The sequence below is a fragment of the Peptacetobacter hiranonis genome (genome assembly GCF_008151785.1).
Lineage (GTDB): Bacteria > Bacillota > Clostridia > Peptostreptococcales > Peptostreptococcaceae > Peptacetobacter > Peptacetobacter hiranonis.
Genome location: NZ_CP036523.1, coordinates 1482887 through 1503481 on the forward strand (window position 1 = coordinate 1482887; position 20595 = coordinate 1503481).

The 20595-nt window shown below is 30.3% G+C and carries 21 protein-coding genes and 1 other annotated feature; of the genes, 3 read left to right on the forward strand and 18 right to left on the reverse strand.

Annotated features, from left to right (window positions below; all coding sequences use genetic code 11):
• Positions 1-30: 30 nt before the first annotated feature.
• From rseP to KGNDJEFE_RS07075, 15 genes are all read right to left on the reverse strand, one after another.
• Positions 31-1065, reverse strand: coding sequence for an RIP metalloprotease RseP (rseP, locus tag KGNDJEFE_RS07005; RefSeq protein WP_006440205.1), 1035 nt, complete (start codon positions 1063-1065; stop codon positions 31-33).
• A gap of 25 nt (positions 1066-1090) precedes the next feature.
• Positions 1091-2248, reverse strand: a complete 1158-nt coding sequence (locus tag KGNDJEFE_RS07010) for a 1-deoxy-D-xylulose-5-phosphate reductoisomerase (RefSeq protein WP_006440204.1) — start codon at positions 2246-2248, stop codon at positions 1091-1093.
• Positions 2249-2467: 219 nt separating this feature from the next.
• On the reverse strand, positions 2468-2875 hold the full coding sequence (locus tag KGNDJEFE_RS07015; protein WP_006440203.1) for a hypothetical protein: 408 nt from the start codon (positions 2873-2875) through the stop codon (positions 2468-2470).
• Positions 2876-3940 (reverse strand): sulfurtransferase, encoded by a 1065-nt coding sequence (locus KGNDJEFE_RS07020; RefSeq protein WP_006440202.1) that lies wholly within the window; start codon positions 3938-3940, stop codon positions 2876-2878.
• A gap of 328 nt (positions 3941-4268) precedes the next feature.
• Positions 4269-5048: a phosphatidate cytidylyltransferase gene (locus KGNDJEFE_RS07025; RefSeq protein ID WP_006440201.1), complete on the reverse strand. Its 780-nt coding sequence runs from the start codon at positions 5046-5048 to the stop codon at positions 4269-4271.
• A gap of 3 nt (positions 5049-5051) precedes the next feature.
• Entirely contained in the window at positions 5052-5783 is a 732-nt protein-coding gene (locus KGNDJEFE_RS07030) for an undecaprenyl pyrophosphate synthase (RefSeq protein WP_006440200.1), read from the reverse strand.
• 28 nt (positions 5784-5811) lie between these two features.
• Entirely contained in the window at positions 5812-6015 is a 204-nt protein-coding gene (locus tag KGNDJEFE_RS07035; RefSeq protein ID WP_040410442.1) for a hypothetical protein, read from the reverse strand.
• Between the two features lie 2 nt (positions 6016-6017).
• A complete protein-coding gene (gene frr / locus KGNDJEFE_RS07040; protein ID WP_006440198.1) occupies positions 6018-6575 on the reverse strand; it encodes a ribosome recycling factor in 558 nt (185 codons plus the stop codon).
• A gap of 93 nt (positions 6576-6668) precedes the next feature.
• Positions 6669-7373, reverse strand: coding sequence for a UMP kinase (gene pyrH / locus KGNDJEFE_RS07045; protein WP_006440197.1), 705 nt, complete (start codon positions 7371-7373; stop codon positions 6669-6671).
• Positions 7374-7468: 95 nt separating this feature from the next.
• Positions 7469-8377, reverse strand: coding sequence for a translation elongation factor Ts (gene tsf, locus KGNDJEFE_RS07050; protein WP_006440196.1), 909 nt, complete (start codon positions 8375-8377; stop codon positions 7469-7471).
• An 84-nt stretch (positions 8378-8461) separates the two neighbouring features.
• Positions 8462-9196: a 30S ribosomal protein S2 gene (rpsB, locus tag KGNDJEFE_RS07055; RefSeq protein ID WP_040410441.1), complete on the reverse strand. Its 735-nt coding sequence runs from the start codon at positions 9194-9196 to the stop codon at positions 8462-8464.
• A gap of 180 nt (positions 9197-9376) precedes the next feature.
• The gene (locus KGNDJEFE_RS07060) at positions 9377-10396 is read right to left on the reverse strand and encodes a protein kinase domain-containing protein (RefSeq protein ID WP_006440194.1); all 1020 of its coding nucleotides are present in this window, start codon (positions 10394-10396) and stop codon (positions 9377-9379) included.
• A gap of 173 nt (positions 10397-10569) precedes the next feature.
• On the reverse strand, positions 10570-11982 hold the full coding sequence (locus KGNDJEFE_RS07065) for a VanW family protein (protein ID WP_006440193.1): 1413 nt from the start codon (positions 11980-11982) through the stop codon (positions 10570-10572).
• Between the two features lie 175 nt (positions 11983-12157).
• Positions 12158-12703 carry an NADH peroxidase gene (locus tag KGNDJEFE_RS07070; RefSeq protein ID WP_006440192.1) on the reverse strand — a complete coding sequence of 182 codons (546 nt, stop codon included), beginning with the start codon at positions 12701-12703 and terminating at the stop codon, positions 12158-12160.
• A 278-nt stretch (positions 12704-12981) separates the two neighbouring features.
• Positions 12982-13863: a DMT family transporter gene (locus tag KGNDJEFE_RS07075; RefSeq protein WP_006440191.1), complete on the reverse strand. Its 882-nt coding sequence runs from the start codon at positions 13861-13863 to the stop codon at positions 12982-12984.
• Positions 13864-14155: 292 nt separating this feature from the next.
• Here KGNDJEFE_RS07075 and KGNDJEFE_RS07080 point away from each other — a divergent pair, with 292 nt between their 5' ends.
• Positions 14156-14827 (forward strand): TetR/AcrR family transcriptional regulator, encoded by a 672-nt coding sequence (locus tag KGNDJEFE_RS07080; RefSeq protein WP_006440190.1) that lies wholly within the window; start codon positions 14156-14158, stop codon positions 14825-14827.
• A 47-nt stretch (positions 14828-14874) separates the two neighbouring features.
• On the opposite strand, the gene tyrS is transcribed toward KGNDJEFE_RS07080, so the two are convergent.
• From tyrS to KGNDJEFE_RS07095, 3 genes are all read right to left on the reverse strand, one after another.
• Entirely contained in the window at positions 14875-16089 is a 1215-nt protein-coding gene (gene tyrS / locus KGNDJEFE_RS07085) for a tyrosine--tRNA ligase (RefSeq protein ID WP_040410440.1), read from the reverse strand.
• Between the two features lie 48 nt (positions 16090-16137).
• Positions 16138-16377: a binding site (T-box leader), on the reverse strand.
• Positions 16378-16433: 56 nt separating this feature from the next.
• Positions 16434-17441 (reverse strand): YybS family protein, encoded by a 1008-nt coding sequence (locus tag KGNDJEFE_RS07090; protein WP_006440188.1) that lies wholly within the window; start codon positions 17439-17441, stop codon positions 16434-16436.
• Between the two features lie 145 nt (positions 17442-17586).
• Positions 17587-18024 (reverse strand): DUF6560 family protein, encoded by a 438-nt coding sequence (locus tag KGNDJEFE_RS07095; RefSeq protein ID WP_006440187.1) that lies wholly within the window; start codon positions 18022-18024, stop codon positions 17587-17589.
• Positions 18025-18235: 211 nt separating this feature from the next.
• Here KGNDJEFE_RS07095 and KGNDJEFE_RS11765 point away from each other — a divergent pair, with 211 nt between their 5' ends.
• Together KGNDJEFE_RS11765 and KGNDJEFE_RS07105 are read left to right on the forward strand one after the other, a co-directional pair.
• Complete coding sequence (locus tag KGNDJEFE_RS11765) at positions 18236-19261, forward strand: GNAT family N-acetyltransferase (protein WP_006440186.1); 1026 nt, start codon at positions 18236-18238, stop codon at positions 19259-19261.
• A gap of 89 nt (positions 19262-19350) precedes the next feature.
• On the forward strand, positions 19351-20574 hold the full coding sequence (locus KGNDJEFE_RS07105) for an IS256 family transposase (protein ID WP_148881802.1): 1224 nt from the start codon (positions 19351-19353) through the stop codon (positions 20572-20574).
• Positions 20575-20595: the final 21 nt, after the last annotated feature.

Below are 20595 nucleotides of genomic sequence, written 5' to 3' on the forward strand. Positions count from 1 at the left end.
AATTATTTTTATTTAGATTTATAAAATCAATTACCTAATTAATTTTAAAATATCGTTGTAAGTGATAAATACTATAAACGCCATCAATGCGGCAAATCCTAGCATATTCACAAACCCTTCTTTTTCAGGGTCTAGTTTTTTACCACCTCTTAAGAATTCTATAAGAAGCATTAATAATCTAAATCCGTCTAATGCTGGGAATGGAACAAGGTTTAGTATACCTAGATTTAAACTTATTACAGCCATTACATATATAAGATTTAAAACTCCTACCTTACTTGCTTCATTTACCACAGAAACAACTGCAACTGGCCCACCAACAGCATCAGTTAATTTCATAGGAAGATTTCCTGTAAATAACTGAACTACAAATGTAACCATCTGAACACTCATTTCCCAAGTAGATACTACAGCATTTTTAATTGCTACAAAAGGATTTCTACTCATCTTAGCTTCTATCCCAAGTACATATCTATTGTCCTTTGATTTTTCCGGAGTTATTTCAAATGTTTTTTCTTTTCCATCTCTGTCTACTACTATTTCTGTTTTCTTATTTCCTGATTTATCTACAGCAGCTGAAACATCTGCCCAATTTTTTATTTCCATTCCGCCTATTTCAACTACTTTATCACCTGGCTCTATACCCGCTTCGTAAGCTGGTGTTCCTTTAACAACATTTGCAAGCTCTGTTTGAGGAGTTCCCATGTATGTAAATACCCCAGCTAAAAGTATTACTGTAAGTATTATGTTGAATATTGGCCCTGCTGCTATAGTCTGAACTCTCTGCCATATTGTTTTATCTCCAAATGAATCCATATTAGTTTCTTCTGGATCATTTTCTGCTCCGTCTTCTCCTGCCATAGCTACAAATCCACCTATTGGTATAAGTCTTATAGAATACTCTGTTTCACCTTTTTTAGTACTCCAAACTTTTGGACCCATACCAATTGCAAATTCTAAAATACCTATTCCACTTCTCTTGGCAAATATAAAATGTCCTAATTCATGGAATAATATTATAAAGCTAAATAGCAGTACTATAAAAACTATTTTTAAAATACTCATAGATTTCCCCCTTTATATTTCTAGTTTAATTATTATCTATTAGTTTTTTTACATATTCTCTTGTATCTAAGTCTATTTTTAATATCTGTTCAAGAGTTGCATTTTCTATACTTTCATGTGCATCAAGTGCCATTTTTATGTATTTAGGTATATCGTAGAACCCTATTCTATCTTCTAAAAATTCATTTACAACTATTTCATTAGCTGCATTTAACACAGCACAATATGTTCCACCAGCTTTTAAACATTCATATGCAAGTTTTAAACATGGGAATGTTTCTAAATCCGGTTCTTCAAAAGTAAGCTGTGATGCTTTTCTAAAGTCTAGTCTTTCAAAATCAGTTTCCATTCTATCTGGGTAAGTAAGTGCATACTGAATAGGAAGTCTCATATCTGGGCAACCTAGCTGAGCTATTACAGAGCTATCTCTATATTGTACCATTGAATGAACTATACTCTGTGGATGAACTACAACATCTATATCCTCAGCTTCTACTCCAAATAACCATTTAGCTTCTATAACCTCAAGTCCTTTATTCATTAATGTAGATGAGTCTATGCTTATCTTTCTACCCATATCCCAATTAGGATGTTTTAGAGCTTCATTTTTAGTTATATTTATTAAATCTTCTTTTTTCTTACCTCTAAATGGTCCTCCAGATGCAGTTAATATTATTTTTTCCACATCTCTTTTATTTTCACCATTTAAGCTCTGGAATACTGCACTGTGTTCGCTATCCACAGGAAGTATTTTTACTCCATTTTCTTTTGCTGCCTTCATAACTAATTCTCCAGCAGTTACTAGAGTTTCCTTATTTGCAAGTGCTATGTCTTTTTTGCTTTCTATAGCACACATTGTCGGAACAAGTCCTATCATACCTACAACAGCAGTAAGTACAACGTCTATTTCATCTAATGAAGATATTTTTTTAAGTCCTTCCATTCCAGATAATACCTCTGTTTCACATCCTTTTGGAAGTAAGCTTTTTAACTCTTCTGCTTTTGATTCTTCATACATTACAGCGTATTTTGGTTTGAATTCTTCTATCTGTTCAAGTATCATTTTTACATTGCTATTTGCTGATATTGCAACTGCCTCAAAATCGCTTGGATTCTTTCTTATTACGTCTAGTGTCTGTGTTCCTATCGAACCTGTTGATCCTAATATAGATATTTTTTTCAAAATAATATCTCCTTTCCAATCTATTTATACAATAATTCTATTTTATACTATAATATTTACCTTTACTTTTGCTTTACTAAATTTATAGATTTTTATACTCCCTTCAAAATATTATACCATTTTAAATTAGATTTTACCTATTTTTTTATGTTTTGTATTTTTTTAGTAAACAAATCAATTAAAAAAGACCGTCACAAATTATGCAACAGTCTTCTTAATTTATTTATTTAATAATATACTTATCAATGTTTTTAATATCTGCAACAAAGCTGCTAAACCAATCATAGGACTGATAAAGTAAAATGCTTTATAAGTATCTACTGTATTAAATATTGAAAATCCAACATAAAAAACAGTTAATAATACAGTTAATAAAATCATTGAAGTTTTTACATTTTTATCTTTTATAAAATACATGGCAATAGTTACAATCGCTAGCATTATAATACCTATCATAGCCATGCTCTTTATAGCCTGTAAATTGTACCGTTCTTCCCACATCATATTCTTATAACCTACAAACCTAAACATCCCCATTCTTCTAGGTGTATAGTAATTTACAAGACCTGCTCCTATCAATAATGCAACTTCCAATACACTTACAATCCAATATATTACTTTTTTCATTTATTTTTCTGCCTTATCATTTGATAATTCTTTTACTGTTGTGTGGACACAGTCTTTGCTATGTGGATCTCCAACCTGTACAGAATTGTCATCGTCCATCTGCCATTCATACCATCCACCATCGTAAACAGCTGCATTATCCATTCCATTTTCGTAACATATTAACCAAGGTATTGCTGCTCTCCAGCCTGTACCACAGTAGAATGCAAGTTCATTATCTTTATTAAAATCACAGTCAGACCATAATTTTTCTAACTGATCATAGTCTATCACTGTTCCATCTTCATTCATATAATCTTCCATGTGATATGGGTCACTTCCTGCGTGTCCCCAAACAGCTCCCTCTGGTTCTCCCGCCTTCTTTATGTAACTATATCCACTAGTTTTTCCAAGGAATTCATCCTTACTTCTTATACTAACTAGTCTAAAGTTGTCATCATTTTTAAGTTTTTCTTTTACTTTTTCTATTGACATCTGATATTCTGGATGAGCTGGTATCTTTGTTCCAAAGTCCTCAGCCTTTTTAGGTTTAACTATATCTTTATTTGTTTTATATCCGGCTTCTTCCCAAGCTTTTAGCCCACCATTTAATATTTTTACATTTTCTACTCCACCCCAAAGATATACATACGCTACCCTAGCTGTTGCTGATGGATCTGAACCATAAAGTATAACTGTTGTATCTTTTGTTATCCCATAGTTTAATAAGTTTTTTTCTACTGTTTCCGGAGAAGATATATTCCAATATGGTTCTTCTTCTACAGTATTTGTATCTATATGTATAGCACCTGGTATATGTCCCTTAGTATAGTCGGGACTATCTTTATATGTTCCCCAAGAAACTTCTCCTATTACATAATTTTTTATGTCCTTTACTTTCCCCTCTGTGACACTGTGTACCCATTCTGGTGATACGTATACTGTTCTTTTACCAACTACTTCAGCAGCTGCTTTTTTCGCTTTTGGTGCTTCTGATTTTTTATCTTTTTCCCCTGAAGAACAACCAGTTAACACACCTAAGGCTAATATAGCTGATAATAGTATACTTACTATTTTTTTATTCATGATAAACCCCCTTGTTTATTGATTATTTCATATCAAATTCTATCAATTGAGAGTCATTTTGTCTAATACTTAATTTCTATTATATTTCAATTTATTATAGACTTTCTTAATAATATTAAGCAATTTTAGATTTTAATTTTTATTTAATACTATATTTATTATATAATACCATTATTATTTTAATTTCTATATATTTTAATTCATTTTTTACTATCAAAATTATACTTAATACTAATTATTTTTTAAGCAATATATATAATTTATTTTATTTTTGATAATAAAAAATCAATAAAAAAATAGCTGCTACAATTTGTAACAGCTATCTCTATTATATACCAAATAATTTTATTACATTGTATACGAATGGTGCAACAAGGATAACACTATCAAATCTATCTAGTATTCCTCCATGCCCTGGTATAAGCTTACCATAATCTTTTATACCTACATATCTCTTTATAGATGACGCAAAAAGATCACCAAACTGAGCTATTATACTACCAACAAGCCCTATTACAACCATATGAATCATTTCCATTCCAAAGAAATGACCTAAAATCATACATCCAACTGTACTTCCTAGAATACCGCCTATACTTCCTTCTATAGTCTTTTTAGGACTTACTAAAGGTATTAGCTTGTGTTTTCCAAAGAAGTATCCTGTAAAGTAAGCAAATACATCTGTACAGAATGATATTATAAATATCAACCATACATATATATCACCTTTTCCAAATCCATTCTTAGTCAATACTACAAAATCAAAGAATACAGCTACGTAGAATATACCTGAGAATGTAATTGAAACATCTATTATATTTTTCTTACCTTTTAACATATACACTATACATACTAGGAATAAACCAAATATCATCGCATAAGTGTACATAAGTGGAAGGTTGAAAATATTTTTTATCGCTAAATAAGCAGCAAATATATACCCAACTATAAATACTGGTTCAATTTCTTTAGCTTCAAAAGCTTTATAAAACTCATGTAGTGCTATACCAACAACTAAGAATTCAGCAATATAAAGAGGTATTCCACCATATACTATTAATAATAATAAAGGTAGAAGTATAAGTCCTGATATTATTCTAGTTTTCATTCTTTATTTTACTCCACCAAATCTTCTGTCCCTTTTCTGATATGCATAAATAGCTTTTTCAAGCGCTTCACCATCAAAATCAGGCCAATGTATGTCAGTATAGTAAAATTCTGAATAAGCTATATCCCAAAGTAAGAAATTACTTAATCTCTGCTCTCCACTAGTTCTTATTACAAGGTCAGGATCTGGTATTTCACCAGTGCTTAGATGTTTTTTTATTCTTTCTTCGGTTATATCTTCTAAACTTATTTTTCCTTCTTTATATTCTTTAGCTATTTCCACTACTGCTTCTCTTATATCGTTTCTTCCTCCATAATTAAGAGCAAGATTTAGATGTACTCCTGTATTATCTTTTGTCTTATCCATAGCAGAGTGTAGTTCCTTTACACATGCTTCTGGTAATTTTTCAAAATCACCTACTGCTGTTAGTTTGACATTATTTTTATGAAGTTCATCTATTTCATTTCTTAGATAAGTGACAAGTAGGTTCATAAGTGCATCTACTTCTAATTTAGGTCTTTTCCAGTTCTCAGTTGAAAAAGCATATAGAGTTAAATACTGTATTCCTAATCTGTCAGCTTCTTTCACTACTTTTCTAATTGTCTCTACTCCGGCTTTATGGCCAGCAGTTCTTGGAAGAAATCTTGATTTAGCCCATCTTCCATTACCATCCATAATTATAGCGATGTGGGTAGGCATATTCTCTAAATCTATATCATATTTTAGATCGTTCATAATTTCCCTCCATATTAATTCTGACCCCTTATAATAAGGAGTCAGAGAAGTATGTCGCTGTTATTTCTACACTATCAGCTATTTCAGATATTCTTATTGCTCTTGGATTAGTAAGTCTTTCCTTATCTTTTCCGCCTTCAATATAGACTGTGTGGTGTTTTATATTTTTTTCATCAAAATATTTTTCTACTTCATCCACACTCAATCCTAATAGATTATAATATTTATTCAATATTATACCTCCATTATATCTTTTTCTTTTTTAGCATATAGTGAGTCTATTTCTTTTATGTATTTGTCAGTTATTTTCTGAACTTCTTCAGTTGCTTTCTTTAATTCGTCTTCTGTTATTTCTCCAGCTTTTTCGATTTTTTTAAGTTTATCGTTAGCATCTCTTCTTTCGTTTCTTATTCTTACTTTGAAATCTTCTGATGCTTTGTGAGCTTTTTTAGCTAGTTCTTTTCTTCTTTCTTCTGTTAAAGCAGGTACTGATAATCTTATTACAGAACCATCGTTTGAAGGAGTTAATCCTACATCTGAGTTAGCTATAGCTTTTTCTATTTCGTGCATAGATGATTTATCCCATGGAGTTATCATAAGAGTTCTTGGTTCTGGAACTGATATAGCTGCCATCTGGTTTATTGGAGTTAATGTTCCGTAGTAGTCTACTCTTACTTTGTCAAGCATTGCTGCATTTGCTCTACCAGCTCTTATTGTTCCGAATTCAAATTTTAAAGCTTCGATAGTAGCATCCATTTTCTGTTCTAACTGTTCATGTACTTCAAGTCTCATAATTGCGCCTCCCTTGCATAAAAAAAGTTTTAATTAATTTATTTAACTATATTTTATCATTTTCTAATTTATTTTTATAGATGTATTTATATATTATTCTACAGTTGTACCTATATTAGCACCTTTTACAGCGTTTATTATGTTTTCTGTTGATAATTCGAAAACTTTTATAGGTATATTGTTATCTTTACATAAAGATGTAGCTGTTGAATCCATTACTTTTAATTCTTTCTGTATAACTTCCATGTAGCTTAATTTTTCAAATTTCTGAGCATCTGGATATACTTTTGGATCTTTATCGTATACAGCATCTACATTTTTAGCTAGAAGTATTACTTCTGCTTCCATTTCAAGAGCTCTAAGTGCTGCAGCTGTATCTGTTGAGAAGTAAGGGTTTCCTGTTCCTGCACCAAATATTACAACTCTACCTTTTTCAAGGTGTCTAACAGCTCTTCTTCTTATATATGGTTCTGCAACCTGTCTCATTTCTATACCAGTCTGAACTCTTGTTGCAACATCTATGTTTTCAAGAGCATCCTGAAGTGCCATAGCATTCATTACAGTAGCAAGCATTCCTATGTAGTCAGCTGTAGTTCTGTCCATTCCGTCGCTTGTTCTACCTCTCCAGAAGTTTCCGCCTCCTACAACAACAGCTACTTCTACACCTAGCTCGTTTATTTCTTTTATAGCAACAGCTATCTGATTAACTATATCGTTGTTTATTCCGCGTTTCTGTTCTCCTGCTAGTGCTTCTCCACTTAATTTTAATAATACTCTTTTGTAAACTGGTTTATCCATTTTCAATCCGCCCCCTAAAATTTCACTTTGTAAAAATTGTTATTTTTAAAAAAGAGAACACTGACGTGCTCTCTTCTTAGTCAACTATTTAAAAATTACTGCATCTGTTTTGCAACTTCTTCAGCAAAGTTTTCTTCTTTCTTTTCTATACCTTCTCCAACTTCGAATCTAACAACGTTTACAACTTTTATTTCAGTTCCAACTTCTTTAGCTACTGCTTCAACTAATTTTTTAACAGTGAAGTCTGGATCTTTAACGAAAGGCTGTTCTAATAAGCAAACTTCTTTAAGTTCTTTTTCTAGTCTACCTTTAACCATTTTTTCAACTATGTTAGCAGGTTTTCCTTCGTTTAATGCCTGCTGAGTTAATACTTCTGTTTCGTGAGCTATGTATTCAGCGTCAACATCTTCTCTTGAAACGTATTTAGGGTTCATAGCTGCAACCTGCATAGCTACGTCTTTACCTAATGTAAGTATTCTTTCGTCTCTTCCTTCAGTTTCCATTTCAACTAAAACTGCTATTTTACCAGCTCCGTGGATGTATCCAGCTACCTGTCCGTTAGTAGATACTTTAGCGAATCTTCTGAAGTCAAGTTTTTCACCTATTTTAGCAACTTTGTTGTTTAATACAGTCTGTAAGTCGTTTCCTTCTTCAGCTTCTTCAGTTAATAATTCTTCAACTGTAGTTTTTTCTGTATTTAAAGCCATTTTAGATACTAATTTTACGAAATCTTTGAAGTCTTCATTTTTAGCAACGAAGTCAGTTTCTGAGTTTACTTCTACAACAGAAGCAACTGTGTTGTCTTCGTTCATTTCTATAGCAACAAGCCCTTCAGCAGCTATTCTATCAGCTTTTTTAGCAGCTTTAGCTAGACCTTTTTCTCTTAATACGTCTACAGCTTTTTCCATATTTCCATCAGTTTCTGTTAAAGCTTTTTTGCAGTCCATCATACCTGCACCTGTAGCTTCTCTTAACTCTTTTACCATTGCAGCAGTTATAGCCATTTTGTGTTCCTCCTAAAATTTACAAATATTATTTCTTTTAATATTATAAATGGTAAGGGAATCCCTTACCATTCAATTTTAATATTAGTTTTCTTCTGATACTTCTACTTCTTCAGCTTCTTCTATTTCTTCTTCAGCACCCTGTCTTCCTTCTATAACAGCAGTAGCCATAGCACCAGTTATTAATTTAACGGCTCTTATAGCGTCGTCATTTCCTGGTATTGGGAAGTCTAATTCTTCTGGATCGCAGTTAGTATCAACTATACCAACAACTGGTATACCTAATCTGTGAGCTTCCTGTATAGCTATATTTTCTTTTCTTGGGTCAACTACGAACATAGCACCTGGTAATTCAGGCATTTCTTTTATTCCACCTAAGTTCTTTTCTAGTTTTTCTTTTTCAGCTCTTAATTTTATAACTTCTTTTTTAGGAAGTACGTCGAAAGTACCGTCTTCTTCCATTCTTTCTAATTCTCTTAATTTGTTTATTCTAGTTTTTATAGTTTTGTAGTTAGTTAACATACCACCTAACCATCTTTCGTTAACGTAGAACATTCCGCATCTTTCAGCTTCTTCTTTTATAGCTTCCTGAGCCTGTTTTTTAGTACCTACGAATAATATTGGTTTTCCAGTTTCAGCTACTTCTTTAACAAATTTGTAAGCTTCTTCTACTTTTTTAACTGTTTTCTGTAGGTCTATTATATATATTCCATTTCTTTCTGTGAATATATATTTCCCCATTTTAGGGTTCCATCTTCTTGTCTGATGTCCGAAATGTACACCAGCTTCTAATAACTGTTTCATTGATATTACTGACATTTTTTGTCCTCCTTGGTTTTTTCTTCCTCCAGATTGTTCATCTCCCTAAAAAACCCTTTGGGCACCTTTTAAGGATCGCAATTCTGTGTGTGATTATTCCTTTTTTCACCTATAAGATTATAACATAGTAATTTTATGATTTCAATATGTTTTTTCATTTTTTCTATAAACTTGATATAGTTAAATATAATGTACAACTAAACCAACTACAAACATTGAAACCAACGCAATTACAATAGCTTTCTTAAATAACGAACTCTTTTTATTTTTAGTTTCTTTTTCTATTTTTTCAATCTCTAGCTTTTGAGTTTGCATAAGTTTTTTATCTATAGCATTTAATTCCTCTTCAGGAGGATTTATTTTTATTTCAGCTGTACGATACATAATTCCAGTCATAGCCATTATGACTTCATTAAAGTTCTTATACTTATTCTTTCTACTAAGTAATCTTTTATCTATTTTTACAAGATCTTCATACTCTTTAATTACAGTAATATTACTATAATCAGGTCCTCTATCTATTCTCTTTAGCATATCATGCTCGCCAAACGCTATCCCAAAAGGTCTCTTTTTAAATATCATTTCATAAAGTATAATTCCAAATGCAAATAAATCACTTTCATAATCTGTATAATCTATACAAAGCTGATGAGGCGACATGTATTGATAATTCCCTTTTGCTCTTATATTTTTTCCTCTATTGGCTGCTGTTATACCAAAATCTGCTATCTTGATATTGTAGTCTTTATCTACTATAATATCCTGCATTTTTAAAGACCCATGATAATTTATATTGTGCATTCCATCACTATATACACCCTTGTGTATTAGATTTACACTTTCTAATGCCTTTAAAATCTCTATAGAAATATTTATCATAGCTTCTGGATGTAAATAATTTCCTTTTATAAGCTCTGAAAGCTCTACTCCCTCTATATATTCGTAGGCTATGAAGTAATATCCCTTGTAATCCTCATAATGCTCACCTACATCTTTTATTTTTAATATATATTTAGAGCCTATATCATTTATTACAGTAGAAACATCTATAAAATTTTGTATAAAATCACTACTGATATGCTTATTTTGAGAGAATATTTTTATAAGTACTCTTTCATCAGTACTCAAATCTCTTGCAACATATAATCTGTTTTCCTCCATTACGCCATCAAAATCGACTGCGTATCTATTTTGTATCATTAAAACCCCACCTACTAAAAATTTATTATAATTTTTTCTTTTTATTATTTATCACTCTTTTATTATACCAAATTAAACGACTCTATACACTAATCAATTAATATTATCTTTCAACTATTTTTAAAAACAAAAAAAGATGCCTTAAAATATTCAAGACATCTTATTTTACATATTTATTTTTTCATTTTTCTATATACTCCACCAGAAATATATTCTTTTTTTATTTCTTTTCCATTAGAGTCTCTGTATATTCTATAAGTTTTAAACTCAGTCGCATCTTTTTCATCTGCTTTAGCTTTGTTTTCAACATTTATATTTATATTCTTTTTATCACCAGAGTTTCCGTATATTGTACAAGTAAGTTGTTTATTTTGAACAGTATTCTTTATATATACTGGATGGTCAAAAGTATTTTTAAATTTAAAATCAAGTCCCTCGTCATTTACAGTAGCATCTCTTCCAAGAGGAACATATGTCAATGATGAAGAGTGGTTTGTAACACTTACAATATCCATTCCCGATAATAATGCAGTATTAAATATCGTAGACGATGTCTGACAGACACCACCTCCAGCAGACTGTTCTAACTTACCATTTATTATTACAGGTGCTTCTTGATATCCATTCTTAGAGTTTGTCTTTCCAGTATATGAGTTATAAGAGAATACCTGTCCTGGCATTAGAAGTATATCACTAGTTACCTTTGCAGATTTTTCTACATTATGTGATCTCTGATTGTTAGATTTTTCAAATGATGTAGTATACTCTGCTAACTTTGTATTAACTGATTCAACATCTGATGTTTTTACCTTAGCCTCATTTTTTTCCATTACTAAAGGTATTGTTTCTTTCTTTTTATTGTCTATGCTCTCTGTTAAATTAGAAAGTGTTTTAGAGATATTTAGTTTTATACCATCAGTAGATTTAGTAGTTTTTATGCTGCCATCTATTTTTATAGTAGCATTTTTAGGTTCTTTATCTAGTTTCTTGGCTATTTTCTCTATTTCAGCTTTCATTTTAGCTTCATCATATACAACCTCTATATTTTTTTTCAAACTTTTATTCTTTAATGAGAAGTAATTATATAAATCTTTGTAATAACTTCCATCTCTCGTATATCCATAAGCTTCATCTACAATCTGATCTATATTATATTTTAATCCAACAGTTTCTGGTGCAATTACATATTCTTTACCGTCGTATTCAAACTTTATATTATCTACTTTATATTTTTCATTAAGCATTTCTTTTACATCATCAGGTCTTTTACCAGCAACATCAATTCCTTCTATATATATGTTTCTTGCAATTTTCCCGTTATATATATATGTAATATTAAATGCCATAATAAATACCGTAATTAGTAAAAATACACCCACAACACTTAAGATAATTCTCTGCTGTTTCTTTTGTTTTCTTTTTTTCTGAGAAACTCTCTTCTTTTTTCTGTTGTTCATATTCTTTTTTATGTCATCAGAATTTTTTAAAGCCTTCTTTTTTGCTTCAAGCTTTTTTCTTTCATCTGTAGCTTTCAATGATTTTTTCCCTGTAGTATTCTTTACTACTCTTTTCTTTTTTTCAGCCATTTTGGTATCACCTCTTTCCTCAAATGACTTCTATATTTCACAACTCATTATTTTAACATAGATATAATTTTTCTTCCACATTTTTGAATTTTTATTCATACAAAACCATAAAAAGGAAATAAAAAAGCTTCCGAGATTTATCCCGGAAGCTTGTATTTATTAATTTAAAATTTAATTATTTAGCGAAGTATCTGTTTAATAATCCTAAGAATGCTTTACCATGTCTAGCTTCGTCTTTGCACATTTCGTGAACTGTATCATGTATAGCATCTAATCCTAATTCTTTAGCTCTTTTAGCTATTTTTAATTTTCCTTCAGTTGCTCCGTATTCAGCGTCAACTCTTAATTCAAGATTTGTTTTAGTTGAAGGTTCAACAACTTCTCCTAATAATTCAGCGAATTTAGCAGCGTGTTCTGCTTCTTCGAAAGCTATTCTTTTGTAAGCTTCTGCTACTTCTGGATATCCTTCTCTATCTGCCTGTCTTGACATTGCTAAGTACATACCAACTTCTGTACATTCACCAGTGAAGTTAGCTCTTAATCCTTCTAATATTTCTTCGTCAACACCTTTAGCAACACCTATTCTATGTTCATCAGCCCAAACTCTATCTCCGGCCATTTCTTCAAATTTATCTGCTCCTACTTTACATACTGGACATTCTGCTGGTGCAGTTTCTCCTTCGTGTATATATCCGCATACTGTACAAACCCATTTTTTCATTTTAGAATTCCTCCCTAAAGTTAGTTTAATTATTTTTTATTTGATTATCAGTTGTTTCCAACCTTATGTCTATTATATACCCTGACTCAAATCTTTAAAACACTTTTTTAGAATTTTTTGTTATTTTTCTTTTACATATACTATTTTTACTTTTCTATTTTAAATAATAATGTAAATAAAATGTTGTTTTTATTAAGTCTAACAGGTTTTCTTTACCACGATAGTAATTATACCCTCGCTTCGTTCTTCTAAACATTTAATTTATATTTTTTAAAATTTTATTGTTTATTTTTAAAGAATGGTAGGAATGACAGCTTTGTTTCAGCTGTTATTACTGATGTAAATATAATTAAGCTACCTATGATCATTCTAACTGTAACTGGCTCGCCAAGTATTATTATAGATAATATTGTTCCAAATACTGCTTCTGTAGAAAGAATTATAGCAACTCTTGTTCCATCTACCATCTTTGAACATATTGTCTGTAGTAGGAAACATATTGTTGTACTAAATACAGCTAGATAGAATATTCCCATATATCCAGATGCAGTTGAGTGCATTTTTAATTCTCCCATAAATATCTGTGCAATAAATGATAAAACAAATGCTGTAAAGAACTGTATAGCAGTTAATGCTACTGGATTGTGGTTCTTAACAAATTCACTTGTAAAGAATATCTGGAATGCAAATCCAAATGCACATAATAATGTAAGAACATCACCTAAATTAACTGTAAAGTCTGCACTAAGAGATAAAACAGCTATACCTATTATAGCCATAAAACTACTTGCCATACCAAACTTATCAATTTTTCTTCTATAAAGTAATAATCCTATAAATGGAACTATTACAACATTTACTGATGTTATAAATGCATTTTTTGATGGAGTTGTATAATTTAATCCTAATGTCTGTAGGAAAAATCCTAAGAATAAACAAATTCCTAGTATAACCCCAACTTTAATCGTCCCCATAGATAAATTATTCTTTATCTGTTTAAAGAATATAACTGTCATTAACACCGCTGATATGAAAAATCTCAGTGTCATTATTTGTGATGTGGTAAGACCCCCATCTAACGCAGCCTGAGTTGCGACAAATCCGCCCCCCCAAATTATGGCTACTATAAAAAGACCTATTTCCCCTATGTATTTTTTCATAGACTCCCTCCAAATTTATAATATTAAACTAATACTAATTTTTATTTATTCTTAAAGAACGGTAATAATAAGTATATCCAGTTTATAGCTTAATATAAAAAAAATATTTTGTAAATACATTTTCTAGTTTTGTTTTATCTATTTGCCTTTAAATTCATTTATATTTTCAAATCTTTAGATATTTGAAGTCACTGTTTTTTTATAATTTATTCGCTTTAATTTCATACCCTTTTGCTATAATTATACCAAAATTTAAAATAAATGAGATTTAATTAATCTTTAGGAGGATTTTATGAACAGATATAAAAAAGGACTTAATACTTGTAATTACATAGTAGAAGAGTCAAAAAAATTATTCTACACTAAAGGATATTCTAAGACGACTATCCAGGAAATATGTGATAATACAAACATAACTCTTGGTAACTTTACATATTACTTTAAAACTAAACAGGACTTATTAAAAAGAGTATACTTCGACTATTTAAAGGATATAGAAAACTTTGTTATTGAAAACTCAGAAGAATACCCTGATTTATTTGACAAATATTTAATGGTCTGTATGATATATAACTACAATATATTCTCTGACAAAAAAATATCTGACTTTAACTACAGTATAATAAAAAACGATACAATATATAATGATGTATTCCTTAACCTTCCAGCTGAAGATGTAAGATTTGCTTGTGGAAATACTGATGAAAACCTAAGCAAAAAAGAATTAAAACTTCTTTACTTATCAGATCTTGGAACTAGAAAAGAACTTACTCAGTACTATGCTGAAAATGAAGAGTTATTTGACTCACCACTTGAATTTGCAGCATATATGGCAGAAATAGAATCAAGAATATACAAAGCTAACGATATAAATGTAAAAGAAAGATTCTTAGATAATCCAGATTTTGTAGAAAAAATAAAAAATAGTGGAATTACTTTACTTACAGCTCCAGAAGTTCAATAATAAAAAATTAACCCCCAGAAAACTGGGGGTTTTTTGTTTGCTTTTATTTATTTTACAACTATTTTTATGAATTTCTTTTTACCTATCTGTATAACTAGTTCTCCATTTGCTTCAACAGCGTTTAAGTCGTTAACTTTTTCTCCGTTAACTTTTACTCCACCCTGTTTAGCAAGTCTTCTTATTTCACTCTTACTTGGAACTAATTTGTTTTCAACAGCTATACCAGCTATATCTAAATCAGCTGCAGCAACTTCAACAGTTAGTATATCATCTGGTATATTACCTTTCTGGAATACACTCTTGAATCTGTTTTCAGCTTCCTGAGCTTTTTCTTCTCCATGGTATAGAGTAACTATTTCTTTAGCTAATTCCATTTTTATATCTCTTGGGTTAGCTCCACCTTCTAATTTAGCTTCTATTTCAGCTACAGCATCAGGATGAACGTCTGTTACTAAGTTGTAGTATTTTATTATTAATTCATCTGGTATTTCCATAGCTTTCTGGTACATAAGTCCAGCTTCTTCATCTATTCCTATGTAGTTTCCTAATGATTTAGACATTTTGTTTACACCGTCAAGACCTTCAAGTAGAGGCATCATTATAACTACCTGAGATTCTTTATCGAATTCTCTCTGAAGTGATCTACCCATTAAAAGGTTGAATCTCTGGTCAGTACCACCAAGTTCTATATCAGCATCTATTGCTATAGAGTCGTATGCCTGCATTAAAGGATAGAAGAATTCGTGAACTGATATTGGCATCTGTCCTTCGTATCTTTTCTTGAAGTCTTCTCTTTCAAGCATTCTTGCAACAGTTATTGTAGCTGCTAATTTTATAACTTCTTCAAAGTTTAATTTTCCTAACCATTCGCTGTTGTATCTTACTATAGTTTTATCTTTATCTAATACTTTGAATATCTGTTCCTGATAAGTTTTTGCATTTTCAAGAACCTGTTCAGTAGTTAATGCTTTTCTTGTTTTAGATTTTCCAGTCGGGTCACCTATTTTACCTGTGAAATCCCCTATTATTATTACTACCTGATGTCCTAAGTCCTGAAGCTGTTTCATTTTTCTAAGAACAACTGTATGTCCTAAATGGATATCTGGAGCACTTGGGTCAAGACCTAATTTTATTACAAGTGGTTTGTCTTCTTTCTGTGCTTTAGTTAATTTTTCTTTAAGGTCTTTTTCATCTATAAGACTGTCTACACCTTTCATTACGATCTTCATCTGTTCATCTACAGATATTTTAGATATACTCATAACTTTTCCTCCTAAAAATTTTTTAAACAAAAAAACTCCCGTCCTAATAAAAAGGACGGGAGATATCTCTCGTGTTACCACCTTAGTTCTCGAATACCTCACGATATCCGACTCAGTGTGTCAAAATACTAGACACTGCATTATAACGTATGCAAATCGTCAAACCCTACTATTATTTCAGGAAAGCGGCTCCAAAATGTACTTCAGATATACAAAATTACTCCATCACACCAACCTGGAGCTCTCTGAAAATCCCATAAATCCTACTCTTTTCTTCTCAGCCTTTGTTAATTAAATTAAAACGTCAATTTTTTCGTATATATTTATAATATATGTCTTTTCGCTTAATTTGTCAATAGAGTAGCCATTTTTTCACCGTAAAACTCTCTAAGTCCATATTTCACATCTATACTCATAAAGTAAAGTATCGCTATAATTGCTGCTAGCCAGAAATAGCTTAAAAGCATAAATAAGTATAGTATTGTAAATAATCTTACCTGTCCCATACTCTTACCTTTAGCAAGCATATACCCCTGTATTCCTGCTACAGAATCTCTTATTAAGAAATAAAGACCTGAATAGAAGAAACAGTTCATTATTGTATCTACATAAGCCATATTCGTTTTTATGCCATACTTATTCATAAGGCTAAATGTCATAGTATAAATAATCATTATATAGAATAAATTTCTTGAGCAGAACGTCATCCTAGAAAAAGTTCTAAAATGTCTTATTATATTATATTTTTTCTTAGTTTCACCCTTTAATACATTTAATCTATTTCCTACAAATAATCCTATTATATAAACACCTACTACAGTTCCAAGTGGTATTAATGTTATAGAAACATAGAATACTGTACTAAAATAGCTATGTATAAATTCTGGTGGGAAGTTGCTAAAAGCTGGAACATTTTTAGTCATATACTTCGCCATATAAGATATTGTTTCTTTGAAATCTTGAATAAAACTATATCCTATTAATTTTGATGCGTATATATCTATAAACACCATAATAATAGATCCTATAAGTGTTCCAAGAAGTAAATCGTCCATTAGACTAGTTTTCTTCTCTGATAAAATACCACATAGTATTCCCAAGATAATTCCCTGGCTCGCCCATATAGCAGTTCCAGGATTTCCAAGTACTGCAAAAACAATCATAAGACCTGACATAGCTGATAAAACAGTATATTTTGATCCGCATTTTAAATATATTATAAAGTAGAATAATGGAACAATATAATCTAAATATATCCCATATCCTATACCACTTCCTACAGATATAATCGTCACAACAACAAATATCGCCGTTAATAACGATGCCTCAGTAAGCTTTCTTGTTTTTTCCAAGTCCTCTCCTCCTTCATTAGTAATTAAATTTATTTGTTATTCAAAGCATAGTAGATAGTATAACATCAATTTGTATAAATTTACAGATAAAAATTTATCCATTTAAAAAGGAGACCTTTAAAGCCTCCTTGCAAAATCATAATTTCTAATAATCAATTCTAACCCTTTTTCTTTTAAAAATTTTCATTATTTCATTAAACCCTACTACAGTATCTGCTATTGTAGCAACTTTCTTGCCACCAACATAAATAATTTTTTTAGACTCTTCACATTTTAAGCTCTCTATTTCACTATATGGTATAGACTTTTTACCAAAAAGGCTTATTATCTCAATACCATCTTTTTCAATCTCTATTCTCCATTTTTTCATCATTAAGAACTTAATAAAAATAACAGCGATTATACCGCTTATAACTAGTCTTGGCATTGATGCCTTTTCCATTCCAAATCTAGCAGTCATTATAACTCCTGCAAGTCCAAAAGCTCCCATTGCTAACAAGAAAAACTTCTGATACTGAACTCTATATTTTAGAGTATTATTAAATTTTTCATTTTGTAGTTTTTTGGTTTTAGCTGTTACCATTTCTATAAACTAATAAACTACAGGTAAAGCACAAATTATTGTCGTTAAAGTATTTAGCATTTTTCCCTCTCCTAATTTAAGTTTCCTCCACTATAATAACATAATTAAACTTCTTTTTAATCATATTTTATAAATTAATAATCTAATATTTCTGTATTTTTTGTGAATATGGTATAATTTAAAAAAACTAATAAAATAGGAGTTGATATTTTTGTTTAAGATAAAGCATTTTAATGATCTTACAGTAGAAGAATTTTATGAAATAGCAAAAGCAAGATATGAAGTTTTTGCATGTGAGCAACATATTTTTGAAGAAAATGACTTTGACGATACAGATAAAGTTTCTTATCATGTATTTTCATACGATAACGATAAAATAGTAGCTTATTTAAGAATAATTCCAAAAGAATTCAGCTATTATGAAAATACCGGAATAGGTAGAGTTCTTGTTTTAAAAGAATACAGAAGATCTGGACTAGCAAAGAAAATGGTATATTTTGCTATTGATTTTATAACAGAAATATTAAAAGAAGATAGTATATCTCTTTCTGCACAGGAATATATCTCTTCTCTTTATGAAAAATGTGGATTTATAGCTGTTTCTGATGTGTATCTTGAAGTTGGAATACCTCACGTTGAAATGGAATATAATAAGTTTAGAGATATAAAAGTTCTAATGGAAAAAAATAACCCATCAGAATACCCTAAATTCGACCTTCCAGAAGGATTTTCATTAGTTAAATATAAAGACGGATACGAAAAAGACTGGGCTAAAATACAGACTGATTTAGAGCAATTTGAAAGTATAGACGAGGCTTTAAAATGTTTTAAAGATACTTTTTTAGATGTCACAGATGACGTATATAAAAAATGCTTCTTTATACAGAATAAAGATGGTAAAAATATAGCTACAGCATCTATTTGGAATGGAAATCATTTTGGAAAAACTCTTCAGAGAATTCACTGGGTTGCAGTATCTAAAGAATACCAGGGATTAGGGCTTGCTAAATCTCTAGTTTCTGCTGCATTAGATGTTTTTAATGAGTTAGGATTTAAAGATTACATCTATCTGACATCTCAAGTATCTAGTTATAAAGCATTAAACATATATTCAAAATTCGGATTTATACCATATACAGATAAAATGCCTATAAACTGGGATATGGATGAAAAAGAATTTGAAAAAGAAACAAAATACGCTTGGAAGCAGATTAATTTACTTTCAAAGAAAAAATAATATCAAATAAAAAGAGTATATGAAAAAAAGTCTGTAAATTTAATCGCCTTCTATGGTAATATCAAATTAATCATAGGAGGCGATTTTTTATGGGCAGAAAGAAAAGAGAACCATTGAATCCAGAAAAGAAAAATATAATAGCGGAGCTAATTAAAACATATGAAATTAAAACCGCTCAAGACATTCAGGATGCACTTAAAGATCTTTTGGGGGATACTATTCAAGAAATGCTTGAATCTGAAATGAATGAGCATCTTGGATATGAAAAATATGAACGTGGTGAAAATACCAACTCAAGAAATGGATATAAAACAAAAAGAGTAAGATCTGGAATGGGAGAATATGAAATTGATGTGCCTCAAGATAGAGATTCTTCTTTCGAACCTCAAATTGTCAAAAAAAGACAAAAGGATATTTCTGAAATAGAGCAAAAGATAATAAATATGTATGCTTTAGGCATGAGTAATAGAGATATAACTTCTCAAATAGAGGATATTTATGGATTTGAACTATCTGAAGGAATGATTTCAGATGTAACCGATAAAATAATACCTAAAATCGAAGAATGGAAATATAGACCTCTTGAAAGTGTATATCCTGTTGTATATATAGATGCTATCCATTTCTCTGTTAAAGAAAATGGTTCTGTTAAGAAAAAAGCTGTCTATGTAATTCTTGGTATAAGTTCCGAAGGATACAAAGAAATTCTAGGATTGTATATTGGAGATACTGAAAGCTCTAAGTATTGGTTTTCTGTGCTAAATGAATTAAAAAATAGAGGTGTAAGAGATATTTTAATCGTTTGTGCTGATGGACTATCAGGAATAAAAGAAGCGATAAGCTCCGCTTTTCCAAATACTGAATATCAAAGATGTATTGTTCATCAAGTTAGAAATACATTAAAATATGTATCATACAAAGATAGAAAGGAATTTGCTAATGATTTAAAAACAATATATCATGCCATTAATGAAGAACAGGCTCTAGCTAATTTAGAACGTACTTCAGAAAAATGGAATGAAAAATATCCAAATTCTATGAAATCTTGGTTTAGTAACTGGGATTCAATTATACCGATATTTAAATTTTCGCCAGAAACTAGAAAGGTAATTTATACTACAAATGCCATTGAAAGTGTAAATTCGCAGCTTAGAAAAATAAATAAAAAAAGAACTGTTTTTCCAAATAAGATTTCTCTAGAAAAATCACTATACCTATCAATTGAAAAAATAAGCAAAAAATGGAGTATGCCTATTAGAAACTGGGGTTATATTTACGGAGAACTTTCAATAATGTATGAAGATAGATTGTAATAATTAAAAAAGTCAAGAAAA

Excerpts from the sequence above, each read along its gene's own strand:
- rseP (WP_006440205.1), bottom strand. The coding sequence starts at position 1,065 with ATGAGTATTTTAAAAATAGTTTTTATAGTACTGCTATTTAGCTTTATA.
- KGNDJEFE_RS07015 (WP_006440203.1), bottom strand. The coding sequence starts at position 2,875 with ATGAAAAAAGTAATATATTGGATTGTAAGTGTATTGGAAGTTGCATTA.
- KGNDJEFE_RS07020 (WP_006440202.1), bottom strand. The coding sequence starts at position 3,940 with ATGAATAAAAAAATAGTAAGTATACTATTATCAGCTATATTAGCCTTA.
- KGNDJEFE_RS07025 (WP_006440201.1), bottom strand. The coding sequence starts at position 5,048 with ATGAAAACTAGAATAATATCAGGACTTATACTTCTACCTTTATTATTA.
- KGNDJEFE_RS07030 (WP_006440200.1), bottom strand. The coding sequence starts at position 5,783 with ATGAACGATCTAAAATATGATATAGATTTAGAGAATATGCCTACCCAC.
- frr (WP_006440198.1), bottom strand. The coding sequence starts at position 6,575 with ATGAGACTTGAAGTACATGAACAGTTAGAACAGAAAATGGATGCTACT.
- pyrH (WP_006440197.1), bottom strand. The coding sequence starts at position 7,373 with ATGGATAAACCAGTTTACAAAAGAGTATTATTAAAATTAAGTGGAGAA.
- tsf (WP_006440196.1), bottom strand. The coding sequence starts at position 8,377 with ATGGCTATAACTGCTGCAATGGTAAAAGAGTTAAGAGAAGCTACAGGT.
- rpsB (WP_040410441.1), bottom strand. The coding sequence starts at position 9,196 with ATGTCAGTAATATCAATGAAACAGTTATTAGAAGCTGGTGTACATTTC.
- KGNDJEFE_RS07060 (WP_006440194.1), bottom strand. The coding sequence starts at position 10,396 with ATGATACAAAATAGATACGCAGTCGATTTTGATGGCGTAATGGAGGAA.
- KGNDJEFE_RS07065 (WP_006440193.1), bottom strand. The coding sequence starts at position 11,982 with ATGGCTGAAAAAAAGAAAAGAGTAGTAAAGAATACTACAGGGAAAAAA.
- KGNDJEFE_RS07070 (WP_006440192.1), bottom strand. The coding sequence starts at position 12,703 with ATGAAAAAATGGGTTTGTACAGTATGCGGATATATACACGAAGGAGAA.
- KGNDJEFE_RS07075 (WP_006440191.1), bottom strand. The coding sequence starts at position 13,863 with ATGAAAAAATACATAGGGGAAATAGGTCTTTTTATAGTAGCCATAATT.
- KGNDJEFE_RS07080 (WP_006440190.1), top strand. The coding sequence starts at position 14,156 with ATGAACAGATATAAAAAAGGACTTAATACTTGTAATTACATAGTAGAA.
- tyrS (WP_040410440.1), bottom strand. The coding sequence starts at position 16,089 with ATGAGTATATCTAAAATATCTGTAGATGAACAGATGAAGATCGTAATG.
- KGNDJEFE_RS07095 (WP_006440187.1), bottom strand. The coding sequence starts at position 18,024 with ATGGTAACAGCTAAAACCAAAAAACTACAAAATGAAAAATTTAATAAT.
- KGNDJEFE_RS07105 (WP_148881802.1), top strand. The coding sequence starts at position 19,351 with ATGGGCAGAAAGAAAAGAGAACCATTGAATCCAGAAAAGAAAAATATA.